The organism is Muriicola sp. Z0-33, from assembly GCF_026126425.1.
Lineage (GTDB): Bacteria > Bacteroidota > Bacteroidia > Flavobacteriales > Flavobacteriaceae > JAFMPW01.
This window is the reverse complement of the sequence record NZ_JAFMPW010000006.1, coordinates 206602-222168: the sequence shown is the minus strand read 5'-3', so window position 1 is coordinate 222168 and position 15567 is coordinate 206602. Positions and strand designations below refer to the sequence as shown.

Sequence of the window (15567 nt, the reverse complement as noted above, 5' to 3'; positions counted from 1 at the left end):
CCTATATGACTAAAATAAAAATCCTCTGGGTAGATGACGAAATAGATTTGCTAAAACCGCATATACTATTTCTGGAAGCAAAAAACTATGAAGTAGTTACATGTAAAAGCGGACAAGATGCCCTGCAGGAAATAAACGATACCCGTTTTGACATTGTATTCCTGGACGAAAATATGCCGGGTATTTCAGGACTGGAAACACTCAATGAAATCAAAGTTATTGATGCTACACTTCCTGTGGTAATGATCACCAAAAGTGAAGAGGAGTACATTATGGAGGAAGCCATTGGCTCCAAAATAGCAGACTACCTTATAAAACCTGTAAATCCTAATCAAATATTACTCTCATTAAAGAAAAACCTGGACCATTCAAGATTGATCTCAGAAAAGACCACGTCTAACTATCAACAGGAATTTAGAAAAATTTCCATGGATCTTTCCATGGTAAATACCTATGAGGAATGGGCAGAACTCTACAAAAAATTGATTTATTGGGAATTACAGCTAGAAGAAATTGAAGATTCCGGCATGTTTGAAATACTGGAATCGCAGAAAGTAGAGGCGAACAGTCAGTTTGGGAAGTTTGTGGAAAAAAACTATGCCGACTGGTTTAATGAAAATGATGCCCCTGTGATGTCTCACACGCTTTTTCGTGAATGGATACAACCTGTAATAAAGGATAAACCAACTTTACTTGTAGTTATAGACAACTTACGGTACGACCAATGGTTTGCCTTTGAGGATGCCCTGAACCCCTTCTATAAAAAAATTAAAGAAAAGCCCTTTTACAGTATACTCCCCACGGCTACCCAATATGCAAGGAATGCAATTTTCTCCGGGCTTATGCCATTAGACATGGAAAAGAAATACCCGGAATGGTGGAAGAACGATACGGATGAAGGAGGTAAAAACCTCTTTGAAAATAAGTTTCTGGAGGCACAACTCAAAAGACTTGGTCTGGATATTAAATGGGAATATCACAAAATAAGCAGCCTGAAGCAGGGCAGGCATTTATCACAAAACTTCAGATCTCAAAAAGACAATGATCTTACGGTAATCGTCTATAATTTTGTAGATATGCTATCCCATGCAAAAACAGAAATGGAAGTAATTAAAGAACTGGCATCTAATGATAAAGCCTACAGGTCACTGACAAAAAGCTGGTTTAAGAATTCTCCGCTTTTAGAAATTATACAGCAGGCGCAACAAATGGGCATGCAACTGATATTAACAACAGATCATGGCACTATTAATGTAAAGCAGCCATCCAAAGTAATAGGAGATAAAGAAACCAGTTTAAATCTGCGGTATAAAACCGGGCGCAGCCTTACCTATGAAAAAAAGGATGTTCTGGAAGCCCGCGATCCTGGTAAAATTCATTTACCCACCATAAATATGAGCAGTTCTTTTATTTTTGCCAAGAACGATTTGTTTTTTGCTTACCCTAATAATTATAACCATTATGTGAGCTATTACCGCAACAGTTACCAGCACGGAGGAGTATCCCTGGAAGAAATGATAATTCCGTTTGTTGTACTGGACCCGAGATAGCCTGATATTTTAAATGAATATAGCATACACAGAAGAAGAGTTGCCGGCAACTGCGGCCAAAATATTAGCTAATGCTGCTTCAAAAACCCTGTGTTTTTACGGGGAGATGGGGGCCGGAAAAACTACTCTAATTAAGGCCATGGTTAAAGAGCTGGAGGGTGCTGACCCTGCCAGTAGTCCGACATTTGGTTTGGTTAACGAATACCATACAACAGCCGGTGAACTCCTTGGATACCATTTTGATTTTTACAGGATTGAAGAAGAAACGGAGGCCCTGGATATGGGTCTGGAAGATTATCTTTATCAGGATGTATGGATCTTTATAGAATGGCCTGAAAAGATAACTTCCTTATTACCGGCCAATAGAACAGAAATCCATATTGAAATTATAGATCGGCAATCCAGGCGCCTGGAAATCGTTTAAGTAACTTTTCTATTGTAATCTTAATTGCATTTGTGGTATATTTAGAAGCAACCGCACTTAGGATATGTGGTAAACTCAAAAAAAGTTTACATGATAAAAATATTAGGCGAGAAATTTACACTCCTCTTTCTGAAATACATGCCCAATGCCTTTGTCTTTGCCATACTTCTAACTCTTATAACCGCCTTAGGCGCATTATTCTGGATAGGTGCGGAACCGCTTGAGGTTGTATCATCCTGGTACAAAGGTTTTTTTGATTTACTGGCATTTGCTATGCAGATTGTGCTGATTATCATCACCGGTTTTAGCATTGCCCTGTCTCCTGTTATAAAAAAGGGAATAGACAAACTGGCAAGACACATTAAAACTCCGGCTCAGGTTTACTTTTTTGTTGTACTTATGGGTAGCCTGCTTTGTCTGATAAGTTTTGGATGGGTGGTAATAGCCTGTGTGCTTGCAAGAGAATTAGCAAAAAGGGTTGAGGGCGTAAATTATCCATACCTGGTAGCCTGTGTATATTTTTCAATGGGTAGCTGGGTACTGGGATTATCGAGCAGTATTCCTTTATTGCTCAACTCGGAGAATAATTTTCTAATTAGTACAGGGGTACTTAATGATGTAATTGCTACCAGCTACACATTGCAGTCTGGTTTAAACATTGCTATGATGGCTATTATCGTGATAGGCTCTCCCCTTCTACTGCTGTTTATAAAACCAAAATCCGCGGAGAATAAAGAGTTAAAAGATTTAATGTCATCAGATTTTGTGTCAGAATCTAAAAGCATTAAAGAAGAAGCGTCCGACTTAAAACTTCCGTTTAATGCTGTTTCTGACAAATTAAATAACAATTCCCTGATTCAGATGGTTATTGTTCTGATGGGCCTGGTGTATATCGTGTATCATTTTGCTTCCCGTGGACTCGATCTAAACTTTAACATCATGATCTTTATTTTTTTGATTGTGGGCCTGTTATTACACCAGACACCGTCCAGGTATGTAATTGCTATGAAACGGGCCAGCAGTAATGTTTCGGGCATTTTATTTCAATATCCCTTTTATGCCGGAATCATGGGGATAATGCTATATACCGGACTGGGCGCTCAACTGGGACAAATTTTGGCTGCAGTGGCCACCATAGACAACTATCCCTTTTTTGCTTATCTGACAGGGGGAGTAATTAATTTTGCCATTCCCTCTGCAGGGGGTGAATTTGCGGTAGTCGGACCCAGCATTATTGATGCTGTAAAGGAGCTTGGTGCCGGACTTCCTCAGGAACAGCTGACTAAGATGATTTCCAGAGCATCGATGTCTGTGGCCTACGGTGAAAGCCTTAGTAATTTACTGCAACCCTTCTATTTACTGATTGTGCTTCCCATTATGGGCCAGGGCATTAAAATTCAGGCAAGGGATATCATGGGTTATTTTGTAATTCCTTTTGTGTTATTTTTTATTATTCAATCGGCAATGGTGGTATGGATGCCACTATAAAAAGGAAGTATCTTTTTGCTTGAGGTGACTGTAGTTATCAATTTCTTAAGACCCAAAGGATGAAAATTAATTTTATAGAAAACGTATCATGAAAAAAACATATTTGCTATTACTATTAGTATTGGTTTTTGGTTGTAAACAGAAAACCGCAGAGGCCCAGGTAATCATCAATGAAGCAGCACAAACCGAAGATAATCCTGTAAAGGCTCGCTTTGCCAAAATGGAAGCAGACGCTTTAAAGAAAGATTATGATGGCATCTTTACAGACGATGGAAAGCTGTCGGATTTATTTCCAATTAAGGCAAGTGGTGTCTCTACCTCAGGTATTCAGAAAGCCGCAACCGCTTTTCTAGCTAGCTTGGATGCAAATCAGCGTAAGCGCATCAAATTTGAGATTGACGATGTGGAGTGGAGAAAATGGTCTAATGTAGACAATGGTATCTACGAAAGACAAGGGGTGAGTCTGATGGAAATGACGGCAAATCAAAAAAAGGCAGCATTTCATTTGATGCAGGAGGCGCTAAGCGCCAAAGGCCTTCAGCTCAGTAAGGATATTATGAAAACAGACCAAACCTTAAAAGAAATAAATAATGGTTCTGATGATTATGATGAAGAGCTGTATTTCTTTACCCTTATGGGAACACCCTCAGAGACTCAGCCCTGGGGCTGGCAATTAGACGGTCATCATTTAATCATCAATTATTTTATTTTGGGAGATCAGATAGTAATGTCGCCAGTATTTATGGGTGGAGAACCAATTATCACTACCAGTGGTAAATACAAAGGAAATACAATCTTTCAGGATGAACAGAATGTCGGACTGGCGTTTATGCAGTCGCTTTCAGAAGAGCAACAGAAAAAAGCTATACTTGACAGCAGCAAGGCCCATAATAATAATGTTGCAGCGGCCAACAAAGACAACCTGATACTTAATTATGAAGGACTGCAACTTTCAGAAATGACCAGCGATCAGCAAGAAGAACTCACAAAGTTAATTGCCATGTACGTAAATAATATTAGGGAAGGGCATCAGCAGATTAGAATGGAAGAAGTACTTCAGCATTTGGATCATACCTGGTTTGCCTGGGTGGGCCATACCGATGAGGATGCTGTATTCTACTATCGCATTCACTCCCCCGTAATACTTATAGAATTTGATCATCAGCGGGCCGTTGGTGTCCCCAGTGAAGTAAGTGGGGCAACCAGAAATCATATTCATACCATGTTAAGAACACCCAATGGGAATGATTATGGAAAAGACTTACTCCGCCAACATTTGGAAAAAGCACATAAATAAGATGAAGCTGACATTGATATAATCAGATAAGAATTATATGCCAAGGGTACATTATCAGGTTTATGTGATAGAATTGTCTAAACGCGTATTTACGGAAAACCGCAGATTTCGGGAAGCTAATCCCCAGTTTAACGGGGTGCTACAATGTGTATATGTCGGGATGACCAGCAAAACACCCAAAGAACGTTTTACGCAACATAAAACGGGCTATGTCAACCGTAAAGGCCACAAACTCGCCTCCAGTATTGTTCAGAAATACGGGCTTTATCTTAGGCCAAGCCTTTATAATCATATTGCTCCGGTAGCAAGCAGGGATGAAGCCTTAAAGCTCGAGGAAGCGCTTGCGCTTTCACTTCGAAGACAACGCTATGCGGTATGGTTTAATTAATAAACAGCCAGTGGCGGCTATTTTACCATAGACGAAAGGATGCTATCCAAATCGTTGTTACTTACGGGTTTATCAAAATACCCACTAATTAGCGTGTGTTCTTTGGCTCTTCTTCTGTCTTTGGAATTGGTAAATGAAGATAGAATATAAATGGCCGTTTCTTTGGGCCAATTGGGAATCTGTTTAAAACGTTCAAGGAAATCCCAACCGCTCATATCTCCCATCACGAGATCCAGGAGTATTATATCTGGCAATTCTCTTTTTTGCTCCAAAAGCGAATTAAAAGTCTCCAGGCAGTCTTCGGCACTGTCGCAGGTAATAATAGAACAGGGATGACCGCTTTGCTCTATACTATAGGTAGTGGCAAACTGGGAGACAAGGTCATCGTCGATAATACAAATGGTCAATTTCATAATAATTTGGTTGTGCAGAGGTAATATAATATTGCCAAATACCCATATAATATAGACCAATTAAATGAAAATCTATATGTAAGGTATATTTCATGAAACTTATATGATGCTAACCAGTATAGCTGACAAGTAGATTTGCCAGTAAAATTAATTAGTGGAAGTACTATAGCCATCCTTCTTTTTTGAAAGATAGCTACCACTAAGAATTTCTGTAAGCTCATTATTTGTGATAACGGAAAATGACAGCTGAATTTCGAGTTTAAAATCGTTTTGATAATAATAGGTCTTCCTGCTTCTGTCATAGTTTATTTCAGCATTAAAGTCTTTTAGATGATCTAAAAGGTTATAAACTGAACGTTCACTAATACGTAATTTTCGGGAAAGTTCTAGTGGAGAACCTGTGCACTCTTGTGAAATTAACGAATGCAACCTTTGCATGCGTTCCAGGATTTTGATGGAGCTCATAACGGACAAATTTGTAGGGATTAGAGGGGTAGTCACTGCTGATCTCATAACAAGTATATAGAATATTTTCTACATAAACAAATTTGCGTGCATTTTTCTCTGAGCTAATCAAAATGGCATATTTAAATGACTAACTTTCTTTCCGTCTCTTTTTTTATTGTATATTTATTCAGATTTTTGAACAACCAATAGATTATTTTCTCTTATATGTTTAAAACGATAGATCGATTGATGGAATTTATCAAATTTGCAGGGCTCAGTGCCCGACAGTTTGATATTTCCATAGGTGCCGGTAACGGCTACACTTTACGAATGAAAAAAAATAATGCTTCTATTGGCAGCGATGTAATAGAAAGCATCATTAAAACCTATCCTCAATTAAATGTAGTATGGCTATTGACCGGTGAAGGCGAAATGCTGAAAAAGGACCAGGAGGAAGACATCCTGGATTTTGATCAATTACCCAAGGCAAGGCAGGAACAAATAGAGCGCATTATCGAAATGAAAATAAGGGAAAGACATGAAGAAGAACTGCAGGGACTTTTAAAAGAAGTTACGGCCGAGATAGAACGCGCCCAAAAACACCTAAAGAACAAAGATTAACTGCCCGCACCCGCATTTATTTCATTGATAAGCTCCTCTCGTAATTTCTGGAGATCTTTAAATTTTTTCAGAGTAACTCCGTTTTGATTAATTGATCTTTTTAAATTAAAGAACTTAATCTTTTGTCTCTTTACCGCCTTAATAGGACCGTTCATTTCCCCAATAATTTGCTCAATTTCCCCGCATATCGTTTTATACAGCAATAGGACTTTTGAATGATATTTAATCGTTTCCGATGTGATAATAAGTACGGTCACTAGAATGAAAATATAAGGCAAGGAATATAGATATTCGGCCTCGTCTATTAACATTAAATTTTCTTGAAATCCTTCCCAAAGCTGATAGGTATTTAATATTATTCCTGAAAGAATAGCATATCGCCACCAATAAATTGAACTAATGAACCATGTGCACAATAGGCTAATTATCAATAATTTAACATTGAAATAATAAACAAAACTTCGGACGTCTGCAAAGCCATGCGTAGTAATTGTTATGCCAGAAATATCATAAGTTTGTACATCTGGCGGAATTAATGTATGGGCAAAAAAAAAGCACACGAAATTAAAATGAATAATGTAATTCCAAAATCCCATTTCTTCTTTCGAGCAAAATCTAAGGAGTCAAATTTCGAGTATTTTTCAATTTCACTTTCAAGAATGGACTTTGCGTAGTATAACTTTTTAAAGTGTCTATTTTTATCTTCAAATGACATTAAATTTTCTGCGAAAATCATTTTAGATTTAAGCCAAGAAAATAATCTCATTCTTTTACTATTAAATAATTTAAGCCTTACAAGCAGAAATCCCTTCTCCCTATATCTAGTTAAAATAATTAAGTCCAAAAACACTATAACTAAGATTGAAACTAGTGCGATTATTATTGAAAAGATTGCAAGGTTGTCTTCGATAAGGTTTGGATATCTGAAAATCTTTACTATAATTCGAGTAATATATAGATATATCGGAACAAGCAAAACATAACGCCACCAATCGTAACTTGTACTAAACCAAATCAACATAAGTACAAGAGGGATAATAATTGACAGAAAATTCCAGGCCCAGCCTCTGTTATTATTAAAACCGTGATCAATCTTAAAATTAAAAAGTGTCATGATATTAACATCATCACTAAAAAATAAATGAAGAAAGAGAGCAAACGGTAGTATTAGAATAAGGAATGCTAGTCCAATATGGATTATATGAACTTCTTTCTTGAAAGTGTAAAGCTTAGTTACCATACTATAATCCCTAAGTAGCATTAGAATATTAAACAAGGTATAATTACCTGAACAATTAGAATGAAAAATTACAATTATTTAAGAAATTAATCTCTAATATAATATATTTTACTATAAAATACAGAAAATAGTCTATATATGTGAATTTTAAAAGTACAAAAGGCTAAGATTGGCTAATTCCAAATATCCTAACCCCACTCGCCAAATGATGCTAGACCGTCGAAAAAATAATGTCTTGCTATCTAATTTTATTAAAAGCCTATGGTCAAGCAAGTTAATGCATTATACTGCCAAATAATCATTATCAGATCTAAACATGATGTGCATATCGTCCGTCCGTCATTTTTATTGTATTTTTTTCGATGACCTGCGAAATAATCGATAAAAAGCTTGATTTATCCGATAAAGTGTAGTATTTTGCCGGTAAATGGGCTTAACAGAGTCATTTTTTTCTTACTTTTGTAAGAGAACATTAACAAATCTTGAACCAAAATCTTTGAACGATGAACATGAAAAAATTATTATTTGGCATTTGCGCCTTCTTAGTTCTAGTTGGATCTGCGTGCACAGCTAATACAGCGGATGATCAACTATACGAAAATGGAGTTGATAAAACTGAGCTGGTCAATGGAGATAAAAAAAGTGTTGACAAAACAAAAATCATAAACGGCGATAATAAGAAGGGTTAATCGCCGATATATTATACCAATTTATCGAGTATTCAGATAAATTCCGTTAAGGGCAATCATAAATTGCCCTTTTTTTCGTTATAAAAACCTAATTGTCCCCAGTTTTTAATAATGAAAAAACCTACTAACGAAAAAAGAAATAAGGCTAGAAGAAGAATTCTTTTAGAATCCTTAATGGTGATTTTTATCTTGGTTTCTCCCTTTATTTTTAAGATGCATGAATATGTATCTAGTGACCCCGAAGCTACAATAAATTTTCTTGGCATTACGATTGATAAAAATGGATTTCCAAATATTAATGTTTATATCTGGTTTCTTTTAGGAAAAATTGTACCTCTTTATTTACTACTTATTTGGTTTTTCACTTGTAAACATTGGTGGTACCATATAATATTAATTCCAATTTTAATGTATGCCTTTCAAATTTTTGAGGGTGTAATTTCAGAAGATAATTATATTGATACTGACAATGTACTTTGGCTTCTTCCATTCTGTATGATCGTAATTCCATTCGTCTACTTTATTAGGATTAAATTATACGATAAACATGTACACGGGATTGACTTGGAAGCCATGGACCTAGAACTTAGTTATTATAAAGAAAAAGAAAGGCAGGAATTAGAGAAGATTGGTATTAAAGTTAAGGAAACAGAAGCAAAAGAAGACGATCTCACAAAAAAAACAACAGATAAAACACTTAGTGGCTTATTTACACAACTACAACATTCGTTAAAAAGTCTGTTTAACCTTTTCCTGTAAATTCTTTGTAAAACGATATTCTCAAATCCCTGCAATAGCAGGGATTTTCATTTTATTGTTGTAATTTTATACAGTAATCTCCGCTTCCCTGGGCAGGGCTTATAGAATTACAGCTTATGAACCAACCTTCATCACCTTTCAGTAAACAACAATTGCTTCCCCAGGAAGAAACCCTCGAGATTTTAAAACAGAAAGGGGAATTATTTATTGGTATTCCAAAAGAAAACCAATACCAGGAAAAAAGAGTATGCCTTACACCAGATGCGGTGAATGCTATTACAGCCAACGGTCATAAAGTGTTGATAGAATCTGGCGCAGGCGAAGGGGCTAATTATTCTGACAAAGACTATACCGAGGCAGGCGGGAAAATTACAAAGGACAATAAAAAAGTCTTTTCATGTCCGCTATTACTGAAAGTAGAGCCCCCTACCCTTTCGGAAATACGGCTGCTCAACCCGCAGGCGATTATCATCTCTGCCTTGCAAATCAAAACCCAGTCCAAGGCCTATTTTGAAGAATTGGCCCGCAAACGAATAACGGCAATTGCTTTTGAATACATCCGGGACGAAGATGGTAAATACCCCGCCGTGCGTTCACTAAGTGAAATTGCCGGAATATCTTCCGTGCTGATCGCGGCCGAAATTATGGCGGCGACTAACAATGGTAACGGCTTAATGTTTGGCAATATCAGTGGGGTGCCTCCAGTAGAGGTGGTTATTCTGGGTGCTGGTACTGTTGGGGAATTTGCAGCGCGTTCTGCCCTTGGCCTCGGCGCTAATATAAAGGTGTTTGACAATTCTATAACCAAGCTTCGCAACATACAGACCAGTCTTAATCAGACGGTCTATACTTCCACTCTGCAACCCAAAAACCTCTTAAAAGCATTGCGCCGCTGTGATGTGGCTATAGGAGCCGTACGTGGCAGAGATAGGGCCCCAGTCGTGGTAACTCAGACTATGGTAGAGCAAATGAAAAAGGGAGCAGTGATCATAGACGTTAGCATTGATATGGGTGGCTGTTTTGAAACCAGTGAAGTTACCACCCACGATAATCCGACCCAGGAAAAATGCGGGGTCATTCACTACGGAGTTCCCAATATGCCAGCCCGTTACCCTAAAACCTCTTCGGTCTCTATAAGCAATATTTTTACCCCTTACCTATTAAAGATTGGTGAGGAGGGTGGCTTGGAAAATTCTTTGAGATTTGATAAAGGGCTACGCAATGGCCTCTATATGTATCACGGAATACTGACGAACAAGTCGGTCGGTGAATGGTTCGATCTTAAATACAGCGATATTAACTTTCTTATATTTTAAATTCCCCAGCACACCATGCCATTTTTAAAACGATTGGGATTCTATTTAGTTGGCTTGTCTATAGGTCTTGTATTCCTTGCTTTCTTCTTTAAAAAGAAATCTGAAGAGACAGGCACTTCATTTTGTTATTTTCCCAACTGCAGAGTGCTTAAAGACATCAGGTCTAAACCAATTAGTTTTTCAGACCAAGCGGCTACCGAAATTGAAGCCAAAGGTCTTGATTCAACCGATATCGCCTATTTTTTAAGTGATGGAAATATTGATTTTAAAAATAGTGACACCTCCTCTAAACCATGTAAGACCTATATAATAAAAGCTAAATTCAATGGAAATACTGGTGTAATGAAGATAGCGAACTGTGAGCAGAAAACAGAAGTGCAGGAATTTAAAATTGAATAATGTATCCGCGAAGCTTCAATACAAGCACTTATAATGATGTTGTCACGACGATAGCTTTTTAATGCTCTTACTCCTCAATTTTATATTCTATTTTTTTGTATCCTATTTTGCCATCCTGAGATATGGCTTCTACAATTATTATGTAATCCCCTGGTACATCGCCATTGTAAAAACTTAATGAAGTCTCGTCCTTCACATTAGTAGGCAGGTTTGGCAGCCAATACAACAGGGAACGCAAGTCTGGCTTTTTCTCGTTCAATTCTTCAATGCTCTCATACACCGGAATATAAAACTCTTTAGCTGGTGAAAATACCGGGATTGTAGTTCCTAACATTCCACGAATTGGTTTGCCGGTGCCTCCAAGGCCAACCTTGTTTTTTGTGAAAATGGCAATTATGTGCCCTACAGTTGGAGCGTCATAGGGATCCGCATCAGGAAAAACATCCAAAAATTTATTCCTAAAAAATGGAACAAATTGCATAATCTCTACACTTTCAATCACTGCTGGTGAAATATCTTGAACATAGTCATATTCGTAAGCGCGTAATAACCTTCCATCAACTGCAATCAGTGTTGAATCATTGTTAACCTGTGCTCGCATAAATCCGTCCGGAAACCGCTCTATTTGTATCAATTCGGGATACTCAAAAAGCAAAATGCTGTAAATGCCGTAAGACCAGCTTTGCTCTTGTTTTTGAAGAGAATCACCTCTAATTATGGCATCTGGTCTTCCAAAATCTTCATACGCCCGTTCCCTTTCTGAGGTTAAACTGTACTCTTCAAGTACCACCTCATCTAATTGGATACCTCCTAATAGTGAATCAGCGGCTGTTTGGAAAACACTTCGTCTTTGTTGCGCAGCCACTACCGCCTCTTCCAAAGCAGGTGATACAATTAATTCACTAATATTATTGTTTTCGAAATGTACTTTTGGAGGTTGAAGAGTATCAAGTATTATCCTAATATTTTTGTATGCATTGCCCTTGATATTTCCTTGTAACAACACCCTGGGCTGTATCCCGTAAATATCATCGAGCAAAAATCGAAATCTGCCCAAACTATCTGTTTGCTGTTTGTAATAAATGGGCGATTCGGTAAACACACCCAGGCTGAGGTCTAGATCTGTCAATGGTTTACTTTTAGGTGAATTTGAAACAACTCTTCCTTTAATTGTTATGCCCCTTTCTAGGTTAGAGAAAGTATTGGCACTATGATTAATTGGATATTTATAATTCCGCCAACCCTGTGTCAACATCAATGCATCAAGGTCCCGATGGGCAGTCTTTCCTCCACTAAAATAATACCCAGGTTGTTCTATCCTTCCCCTTAGCTCTGAATCCAAAAGAAAATAGGAAAGTATACTCTCCTGCCATTTACCAGACCATTGTGCTTTATTTGTGGCCATGACAGAAATATTAGAATTGAGGATACTTTCCGTATTATTCGTATGCCGAATATTCAATTTTAATAGCTCCCGCTTTTTATAGAGGGCCTTGTCCGTATTCAAATCAATTAGGAGTCGATTTTTGATGGAAGTGTTAAAATATAATCGTTCTGCGACCGGCATTTTATTATTATCTAAAAGCGTAATTACAATAATACCCTCAGGCAAACTTGATGCTTCCATTTTTGTAAGCATTTTACCATCCTCAAGCTGACCCTTAATTAAATAATAATCTGCGCCCCTGCAACTAATTTTGATTAAAACAGTTCCTTCCAGAGTATTAGAGCATACATTTAAACTTATCTCTTCACCTATTTTGCGTGCACTTAATATACTTCCTTTTGCCGATACCTCGGGAAGATCAACAATTGCAATTGGCATCGCCATAAAGGGGGTGCTGATTTCTGCCCTGTACGTTGTAGCGCTGTCTGCATGGATATAAAAAAAACCCATGCCCAAATGATTGCTGCTAAAAGTTGAAACTTTTTCCCCATTTGCATCAAATACTACTCCCGAAAAATTGTTCGCCAAGCTTGCTACCCCCTCTGCTTTAAATCCAATTTTATTCTTAACCCCATGGAGCAGCTTCCCACTCTCGGGAAAGAAATTCAATTGAAAAGAAGTCTTGGGATCTGGACCCCAGTTAGAGACAGCTTTGGTTGCCGGTAATAGATCGGTTCTTGAGTTAATGCTTTTAACCCTTGATCCATCATAAATATTTATATAAGTCGAGAACACAAAGTCAGTTCCAAAATTTCTATTCCATTGTGTATATGCCCTGATGAGATATCGACCGGGGCGGAAATTCCGATTTAGTTCAAAATGTCCACACCCAATTCCTCCTGTTAGTTTTATCATTTTGCGTTTAACGATTTGCTCCCGGGCATCTATAAGTTCTACATGGAGCACCTGACTCATACTTGAGGGGAGGTGATTTTCTGCGTCGGTTACTATTGTTTTAAACCAGATCGTCTGATCAATACTAACAGTTTTGGCACTTAATTGCAGGTAGATTTTCTCCGCGGTGGCTTCCGCTGCTTCAAAATCCTGTGCGAAGGTAGTAGTGGACAATATCCATAGTAATATGTTGAATATCCTGAATAAAAATGAATTCAAAGCTTTCTTGAGGTTTTAAAAGAAACAGTGCCATTTTGACTGCAAATAAAGATAATGAAATCAGCTCTAAAGCCCCGAACTCTTATATTTAATTAGATTGAGATTTATATTCTACCTTAGCTAGAAGTAAATATAAAAGTCATGAAAAATCTAAAGAATTATCTGCTATTCAAAAAGTTTATGATGCCTTTTGTGCTTCAATTTTTATTCTGGGGCGGAATTGGTGGCGTATTATATGGCAGTTACTGGTTATACACAAATGATAACTGGGCGTGGATTATGGCGCTGGTATTCGGAATCTTGGTAACTCGGTTAATTTTTGAAAGTTTAATCATCAGGTATCAAACTTATATATGTCTTAGGGATATAAAGAATAAACTAGATGAAAAATAACGCACTATATGGCCTGGCTTGCAAGCTCTTTGTTTTTTGCACTTTTGCTTTTTCACCCATAGATACGCACACCCTGACTATTCATATAAAAGGACTCTCACCCAACCATGGCCAGGTAGTGGTAACTTTGTTCAACTCGGAAGACACTTTTATGAAAGTCCCTTTATTGAGTAAAACCGAAGCGGTAAAATCACAAAGCAGTGTTACTTTAAGTATAGATCAGCTCAATAGTGGAATCTATGCCATTAGTGTCTTTTATGATGAAGATAAAGACGGCGAGCTAAAAACCGGGTTTTTTGGTATTCCGAAAGAGCTAGTAGGCTTTTCGAACAATGCAAAAGGAAGTTTTGGACCTCCATCTTTTGAAAAAGCCGCTTTCCAACTATCCGATTCAAAATCAATTAGCATTACACTGGGAAAGGCCAAGGATTAAGCACTTCATTATTGCGCCATTGGTGCAATCTGCGTATTACCTCTTACCAGAACGAGTACTGATCCTAAAATGGGTAAGCGCATTGCAATATGGAAATATTGAAGAATTTTCCTACTTATTTCATTAAATTAAAAAGGATTTTATACGATAAATACTATTTGGCTCAATTTTTAGTTAACTATTATATAACCAGACTTTTACTATATGTAAAATAGCCGATTAAAGGCATTATGATGAAAGCCATGAAAAACACTATCCTACTATTAAGCTTTTTACTCTTAGCTACCATGTCTAAGGGGTTTGCTGCCTTACCTCCCATTTACGATTATATCACAGAAGTAAAGAAATATAACGTAATTGATCAATCCGATAATGGTGATACAGCAAAATCGGACATTAAAATAACCTATCCAAATGCCAGAACCACCTGGGCCCTGCCAAGATTTGCTAAAATAGATTGGCAGACGGCTAACATTGATCAAAGTAAGAAGATTAGGTTCTACCTGGTAAAGGATGATGTGGTAGTACAAGATCTTGGGATCTATCAGAATTCCAAAAGCGAGGATAGTATCAGGTTAGACAGAGGGCTGGCTACCGGAAATAACTATCGCGTGATGGGCATAGAACAAAACCCGGCCAACAAATTGCATGTTGCCAAATATTCTACACCGTTTTTTACCATAATTAAAGCTCCAAGGAAGAGAAAAGAGGCTAAAGTACTTAAGAAAGCGCCTGTAACTACGGAGAAAATTGAAAGCAAGAAAGAAGTAGCTAAGGAAGATACACCCAAATTGCGTCATACTTTTGACGGAAGAAGTATTTCTTACAATAAAGTTTTAGAGGTAGACCATACTACTCTGGTAATTAGCCTTTGGGACCATGGGAGAACAGATGGGGATATCGTTTCTATCTACCTCAATGGTGAAGCCGTTGTATATAAGCATTTGCTTACATATAAAAAGAAAGTCTACGAGATTAATTTAAAGTCAGATACTCCAAATGACCTCTTTCTATATGCACATAATCTGGGAAGATTTGCCCCTAATACAGTTGCAATAGAAATTGTAGATGGCAATAAGTCGGAAAACATTGTGCTGAATTCCGATCTTCAAAGCTGCGAGGCAGTAGTGATCAAGGTTAAAGAATAAGT

At 37.5% G+C, this 15567-nt stretch carries 17 protein-coding genes; 13 read left to right on the top strand and 4 right to left on the bottom strand.

Annotated features, from left to right (window positions below; translation table 11 throughout):
• Positions 1–5: 5 nt before the first annotated feature.
• The 5 genes from J1G40_RS10685 to J1G40_RS10665 all read left to right on the top strand — a co-directional run bounded on the left by J1G40_RS10685 (position 6) and on the right by J1G40_RS10665 (position 5147).
• Positions 6–1550, top strand: a complete 1545-nt coding sequence (locus J1G40_RS10685) for a PglZ domain-containing protein (RefSeq protein WP_265242626.1) — start codon at positions 6–8, stop codon at positions 1548–1550.
• 13 nt (positions 1551–1563) lie between these two features.
• The gene (tsaE, locus tag J1G40_RS10680; protein WP_265242625.1) at positions 1564–1974 is read left to right on the top strand and encodes a tRNA (adenosine(37)-N6)-threonylcarbamoyltransferase complex ATPase subunit type 1 TsaE; all 411 of its coding nucleotides are present in this window, start codon (positions 1564–1566) and stop codon (positions 1972–1974) included.
• 90 nt (positions 1975–2064) lie between these two features.
• Positions 2065–3462, top strand: a complete 1398-nt coding sequence (locus tag J1G40_RS10675) for a short-chain fatty acid transporter (protein ID WP_265242624.1) — start codon at positions 2065–2067, stop codon at positions 3460–3462.
• Between the two features lie 88 nt (positions 3463–3550).
• On the top strand, positions 3551–4759 hold the full coding sequence (locus tag J1G40_RS10670; protein ID WP_265242623.1) for a DUF3500 domain-containing protein: 1209 nt from the start codon (positions 3551–3553) through the stop codon (positions 4757–4759).
• A 37-nt stretch (positions 4760–4796) separates the two neighbouring features.
• Positions 4797–5147 (top strand): ribose-5-phosphate isomerase, encoded by a 351-nt coding sequence (locus J1G40_RS10665; protein ID WP_265242622.1) that lies wholly within the window; start codon positions 4797–4799, stop codon positions 5145–5147.
• A 17-nt stretch (positions 5148–5164) separates the two neighbouring features.
• Here the strand turns inward: J1G40_RS10665 and J1G40_RS10660 are convergent, their stop codons facing one another.
• Both J1G40_RS10660 and J1G40_RS10655 read right to left on the bottom strand, forming a co-directional pair.
• The gene (locus tag J1G40_RS10660; RefSeq protein WP_265242621.1) at positions 5165–5560 is read right to left on the bottom strand and encodes a two-component system response regulator; all 396 of its coding nucleotides are present in this window, start codon (positions 5558–5560) and stop codon (positions 5165–5167) included.
• A gap of 147 nt (positions 5561–5707) precedes the next feature.
• Positions 5708–6025, bottom strand: coding sequence for a DNA-binding protein (locus tag J1G40_RS10655; RefSeq protein ID WP_265242620.1), 318 nt, complete (start codon positions 6023–6025; stop codon positions 5708–5710).
• Positions 6026–6256: 231 nt separating this feature from the next.
• Between J1G40_RS10655 and J1G40_RS10650 the strand changes: the two genes are divergently transcribed.
• Entirely contained in the window at positions 6257–6628 is a 372-nt protein-coding gene (locus tag J1G40_RS10650; RefSeq protein WP_265242619.1) for a hypothetical protein, read from the top strand.
• On the opposite strand, the gene J1G40_RS10645 is transcribed toward J1G40_RS10650, so the two are convergent.
• Positions 6625–6939 carry a hypothetical protein gene (locus J1G40_RS10645; protein ID WP_265242618.1) on the bottom strand — a complete coding sequence of 105 codons (315 nt, stop codon included), beginning with the start codon at positions 6937–6939 and terminating at the stop codon, positions 6625–6627. The two genes, J1G40_RS10650 and J1G40_RS10645, sit on opposite strands and share 4 nt — an antisense overlap.
• Positions 6940–8377: 1438 nt before the next feature.
• On the opposite strand from J1G40_RS10645, the gene J1G40_RS10640 reads away from it, so the two are divergent.
• From J1G40_RS10640 to J1G40_RS10625, 4 genes are all read left to right on the top strand, one after another.
• A complete protein-coding gene (locus J1G40_RS10640) occupies positions 8378–8557 on the top strand; it encodes a hypothetical protein (RefSeq protein ID WP_265242617.1) in 180 nt (59 codons plus the stop codon).
• Between the two features lie 111 nt (positions 8558–8668).
• Positions 8669–9316 (top strand): hypothetical protein, encoded by a 648-nt coding sequence (locus J1G40_RS10635; protein ID WP_265242616.1) that lies wholly within the window; start codon positions 8669–8671, stop codon positions 9314–9316.
• Positions 9317–9432: 116 nt separating this feature from the next.
• Entirely contained in the window at positions 9433–10632 is a 1200-nt protein-coding gene (locus J1G40_RS10630) for an alanine dehydrogenase (RefSeq protein WP_265242615.1), read from the top strand.
• 15 nt (positions 10633–10647) lie between these two features.
• Positions 10648–11031 carry a DUF4258 domain-containing protein gene (locus tag J1G40_RS10625; RefSeq protein ID WP_265242614.1) on the top strand — a complete coding sequence of 128 codons (384 nt, stop codon included), beginning with the start codon at positions 10648–10650 and terminating at the stop codon, positions 11029–11031.
• 67 nt (positions 11032–11098) lie between these two features.
• On the opposite strand, the gene J1G40_RS10620 is transcribed toward J1G40_RS10625, so the two are convergent.
• Entirely contained in the window at positions 11099–13591 is a 2493-nt protein-coding gene (locus tag J1G40_RS10620) for a hypothetical protein (protein WP_265242613.1), read from the bottom strand.
• A 141-nt stretch (positions 13592–13732) separates the two neighbouring features.
• Between J1G40_RS10620 and J1G40_RS10615 the strand changes: the two genes are divergently transcribed.
• From J1G40_RS10615 to J1G40_RS10605, 3 genes are all read left to right on the top strand, one after another.
• Positions 13733–13984, top strand: coding sequence for a hypothetical protein (locus J1G40_RS10615; RefSeq protein ID WP_265242612.1), 252 nt, complete (start codon positions 13733–13735; stop codon positions 13982–13984).
• Positions 13974–14417, top strand: a complete 444-nt coding sequence (locus J1G40_RS10610) for a DUF2141 domain-containing protein (RefSeq protein ID WP_265242611.1) — start codon at positions 13974–13976, stop codon at positions 14415–14417. Before J1G40_RS10615 ends, J1G40_RS10610 begins: the two co-directional genes overlap by 11 nt.
• Positions 14418–14647: 230 nt before the next feature.
• Positions 14648–15565, top strand: coding sequence for a hypothetical protein (locus tag J1G40_RS10605; RefSeq protein ID WP_265242610.1), 918 nt, complete (start codon positions 14648–14650; stop codon positions 15563–15565).
• The last annotated feature ends 2 nt before the right edge of the window (positions 15566–15567 follow it).

What these genes read in the sequence shown, in the direction of transcription:
- J1G40_RS10685 (WP_265242626.1), top strand. Translation starts at nt 6, where the DNA reads ATGACTAAAATAAAAATCCTCTGGGTAGATGACGAAATAGATTTGCTA.
- tsaE (WP_265242625.1), top strand. Translation starts at nt 1,564, where the DNA reads ATGAATATAGCATACACAGAAGAAGAGTTGCCGGCAACTGCGGCCAAA.
- J1G40_RS10675 (WP_265242624.1), top strand. Translation starts at nt 2,065, where the DNA reads ATGATAAAAATATTAGGCGAGAAATTTACACTCCTCTTTCTGAAATAC.
- J1G40_RS10670 (WP_265242623.1), top strand. Translation starts at nt 3,551, where the DNA reads ATGAAAAAAACATATTTGCTATTACTATTAGTATTGGTTTTTGGTTGT.
- J1G40_RS10665 (WP_265242622.1), top strand. Translation starts at nt 4,797, where the DNA reads ATGCCAAGGGTACATTATCAGGTTTATGTGATAGAATTGTCTAAACGC.
- J1G40_RS10660 (WP_265242621.1), bottom strand. Translation starts at nt 5,560, where the DNA reads ATGAAATTGACCATTTGTATTATCGACGATGACCTTGTCTCCCAGTTT.
- J1G40_RS10655 (WP_265242620.1), bottom strand. Translation starts at nt 6,025, where the DNA reads ATGAGCTCCATCAAAATCCTGGAACGCATGCAAAGGTTGCATTCGTTA.
- J1G40_RS10650 (WP_265242619.1), top strand. Translation starts at nt 6,257, where the DNA reads ATGGAATTTATCAAATTTGCAGGGCTCAGTGCCCGACAGTTTGATATT.
- J1G40_RS10645 (WP_265242618.1), bottom strand. Translation starts at nt 6,939, where the DNA reads ATGTTAATAGACGAGGCCGAATATCTATATTCCTTGCCTTATATTTTC.
- J1G40_RS10640 (WP_265242617.1), top strand. Translation starts at nt 8,378, where the DNA reads ATGAAAAAATTATTATTTGGCATTTGCGCCTTCTTAGTTCTAGTTGGA.
- J1G40_RS10635 (WP_265242616.1), top strand. Translation starts at nt 8,669, where the DNA reads ATGAAAAAACCTACTAACGAAAAAAGAAATAAGGCTAGAAGAAGAATT.
- J1G40_RS10630 (WP_265242615.1), top strand. Translation starts at nt 9,433, where the DNA reads ATGAACCAACCTTCATCACCTTTCAGTAAACAACAATTGCTTCCCCAG.
- J1G40_RS10625 (WP_265242614.1), top strand. Translation starts at nt 10,648, where the DNA reads ATGCCATTTTTAAAACGATTGGGATTCTATTTAGTTGGCTTGTCTATA.
- J1G40_RS10615 (WP_265242612.1), top strand. Translation starts at nt 13,733, where the DNA reads ATGAAAAATCTAAAGAATTATCTGCTATTCAAAAAGTTTATGATGCCT.
- J1G40_RS10610 (WP_265242611.1), top strand. Translation starts at nt 13,974, where the DNA reads ATGAAAAATAACGCACTATATGGCCTGGCTTGCAAGCTCTTTGTTTTT.
- J1G40_RS10605 (WP_265242610.1), top strand. Translation starts at nt 14,648, where the DNA reads ATGATGAAAGCCATGAAAAACACTATCCTACTATTAAGCTTTTTACTC.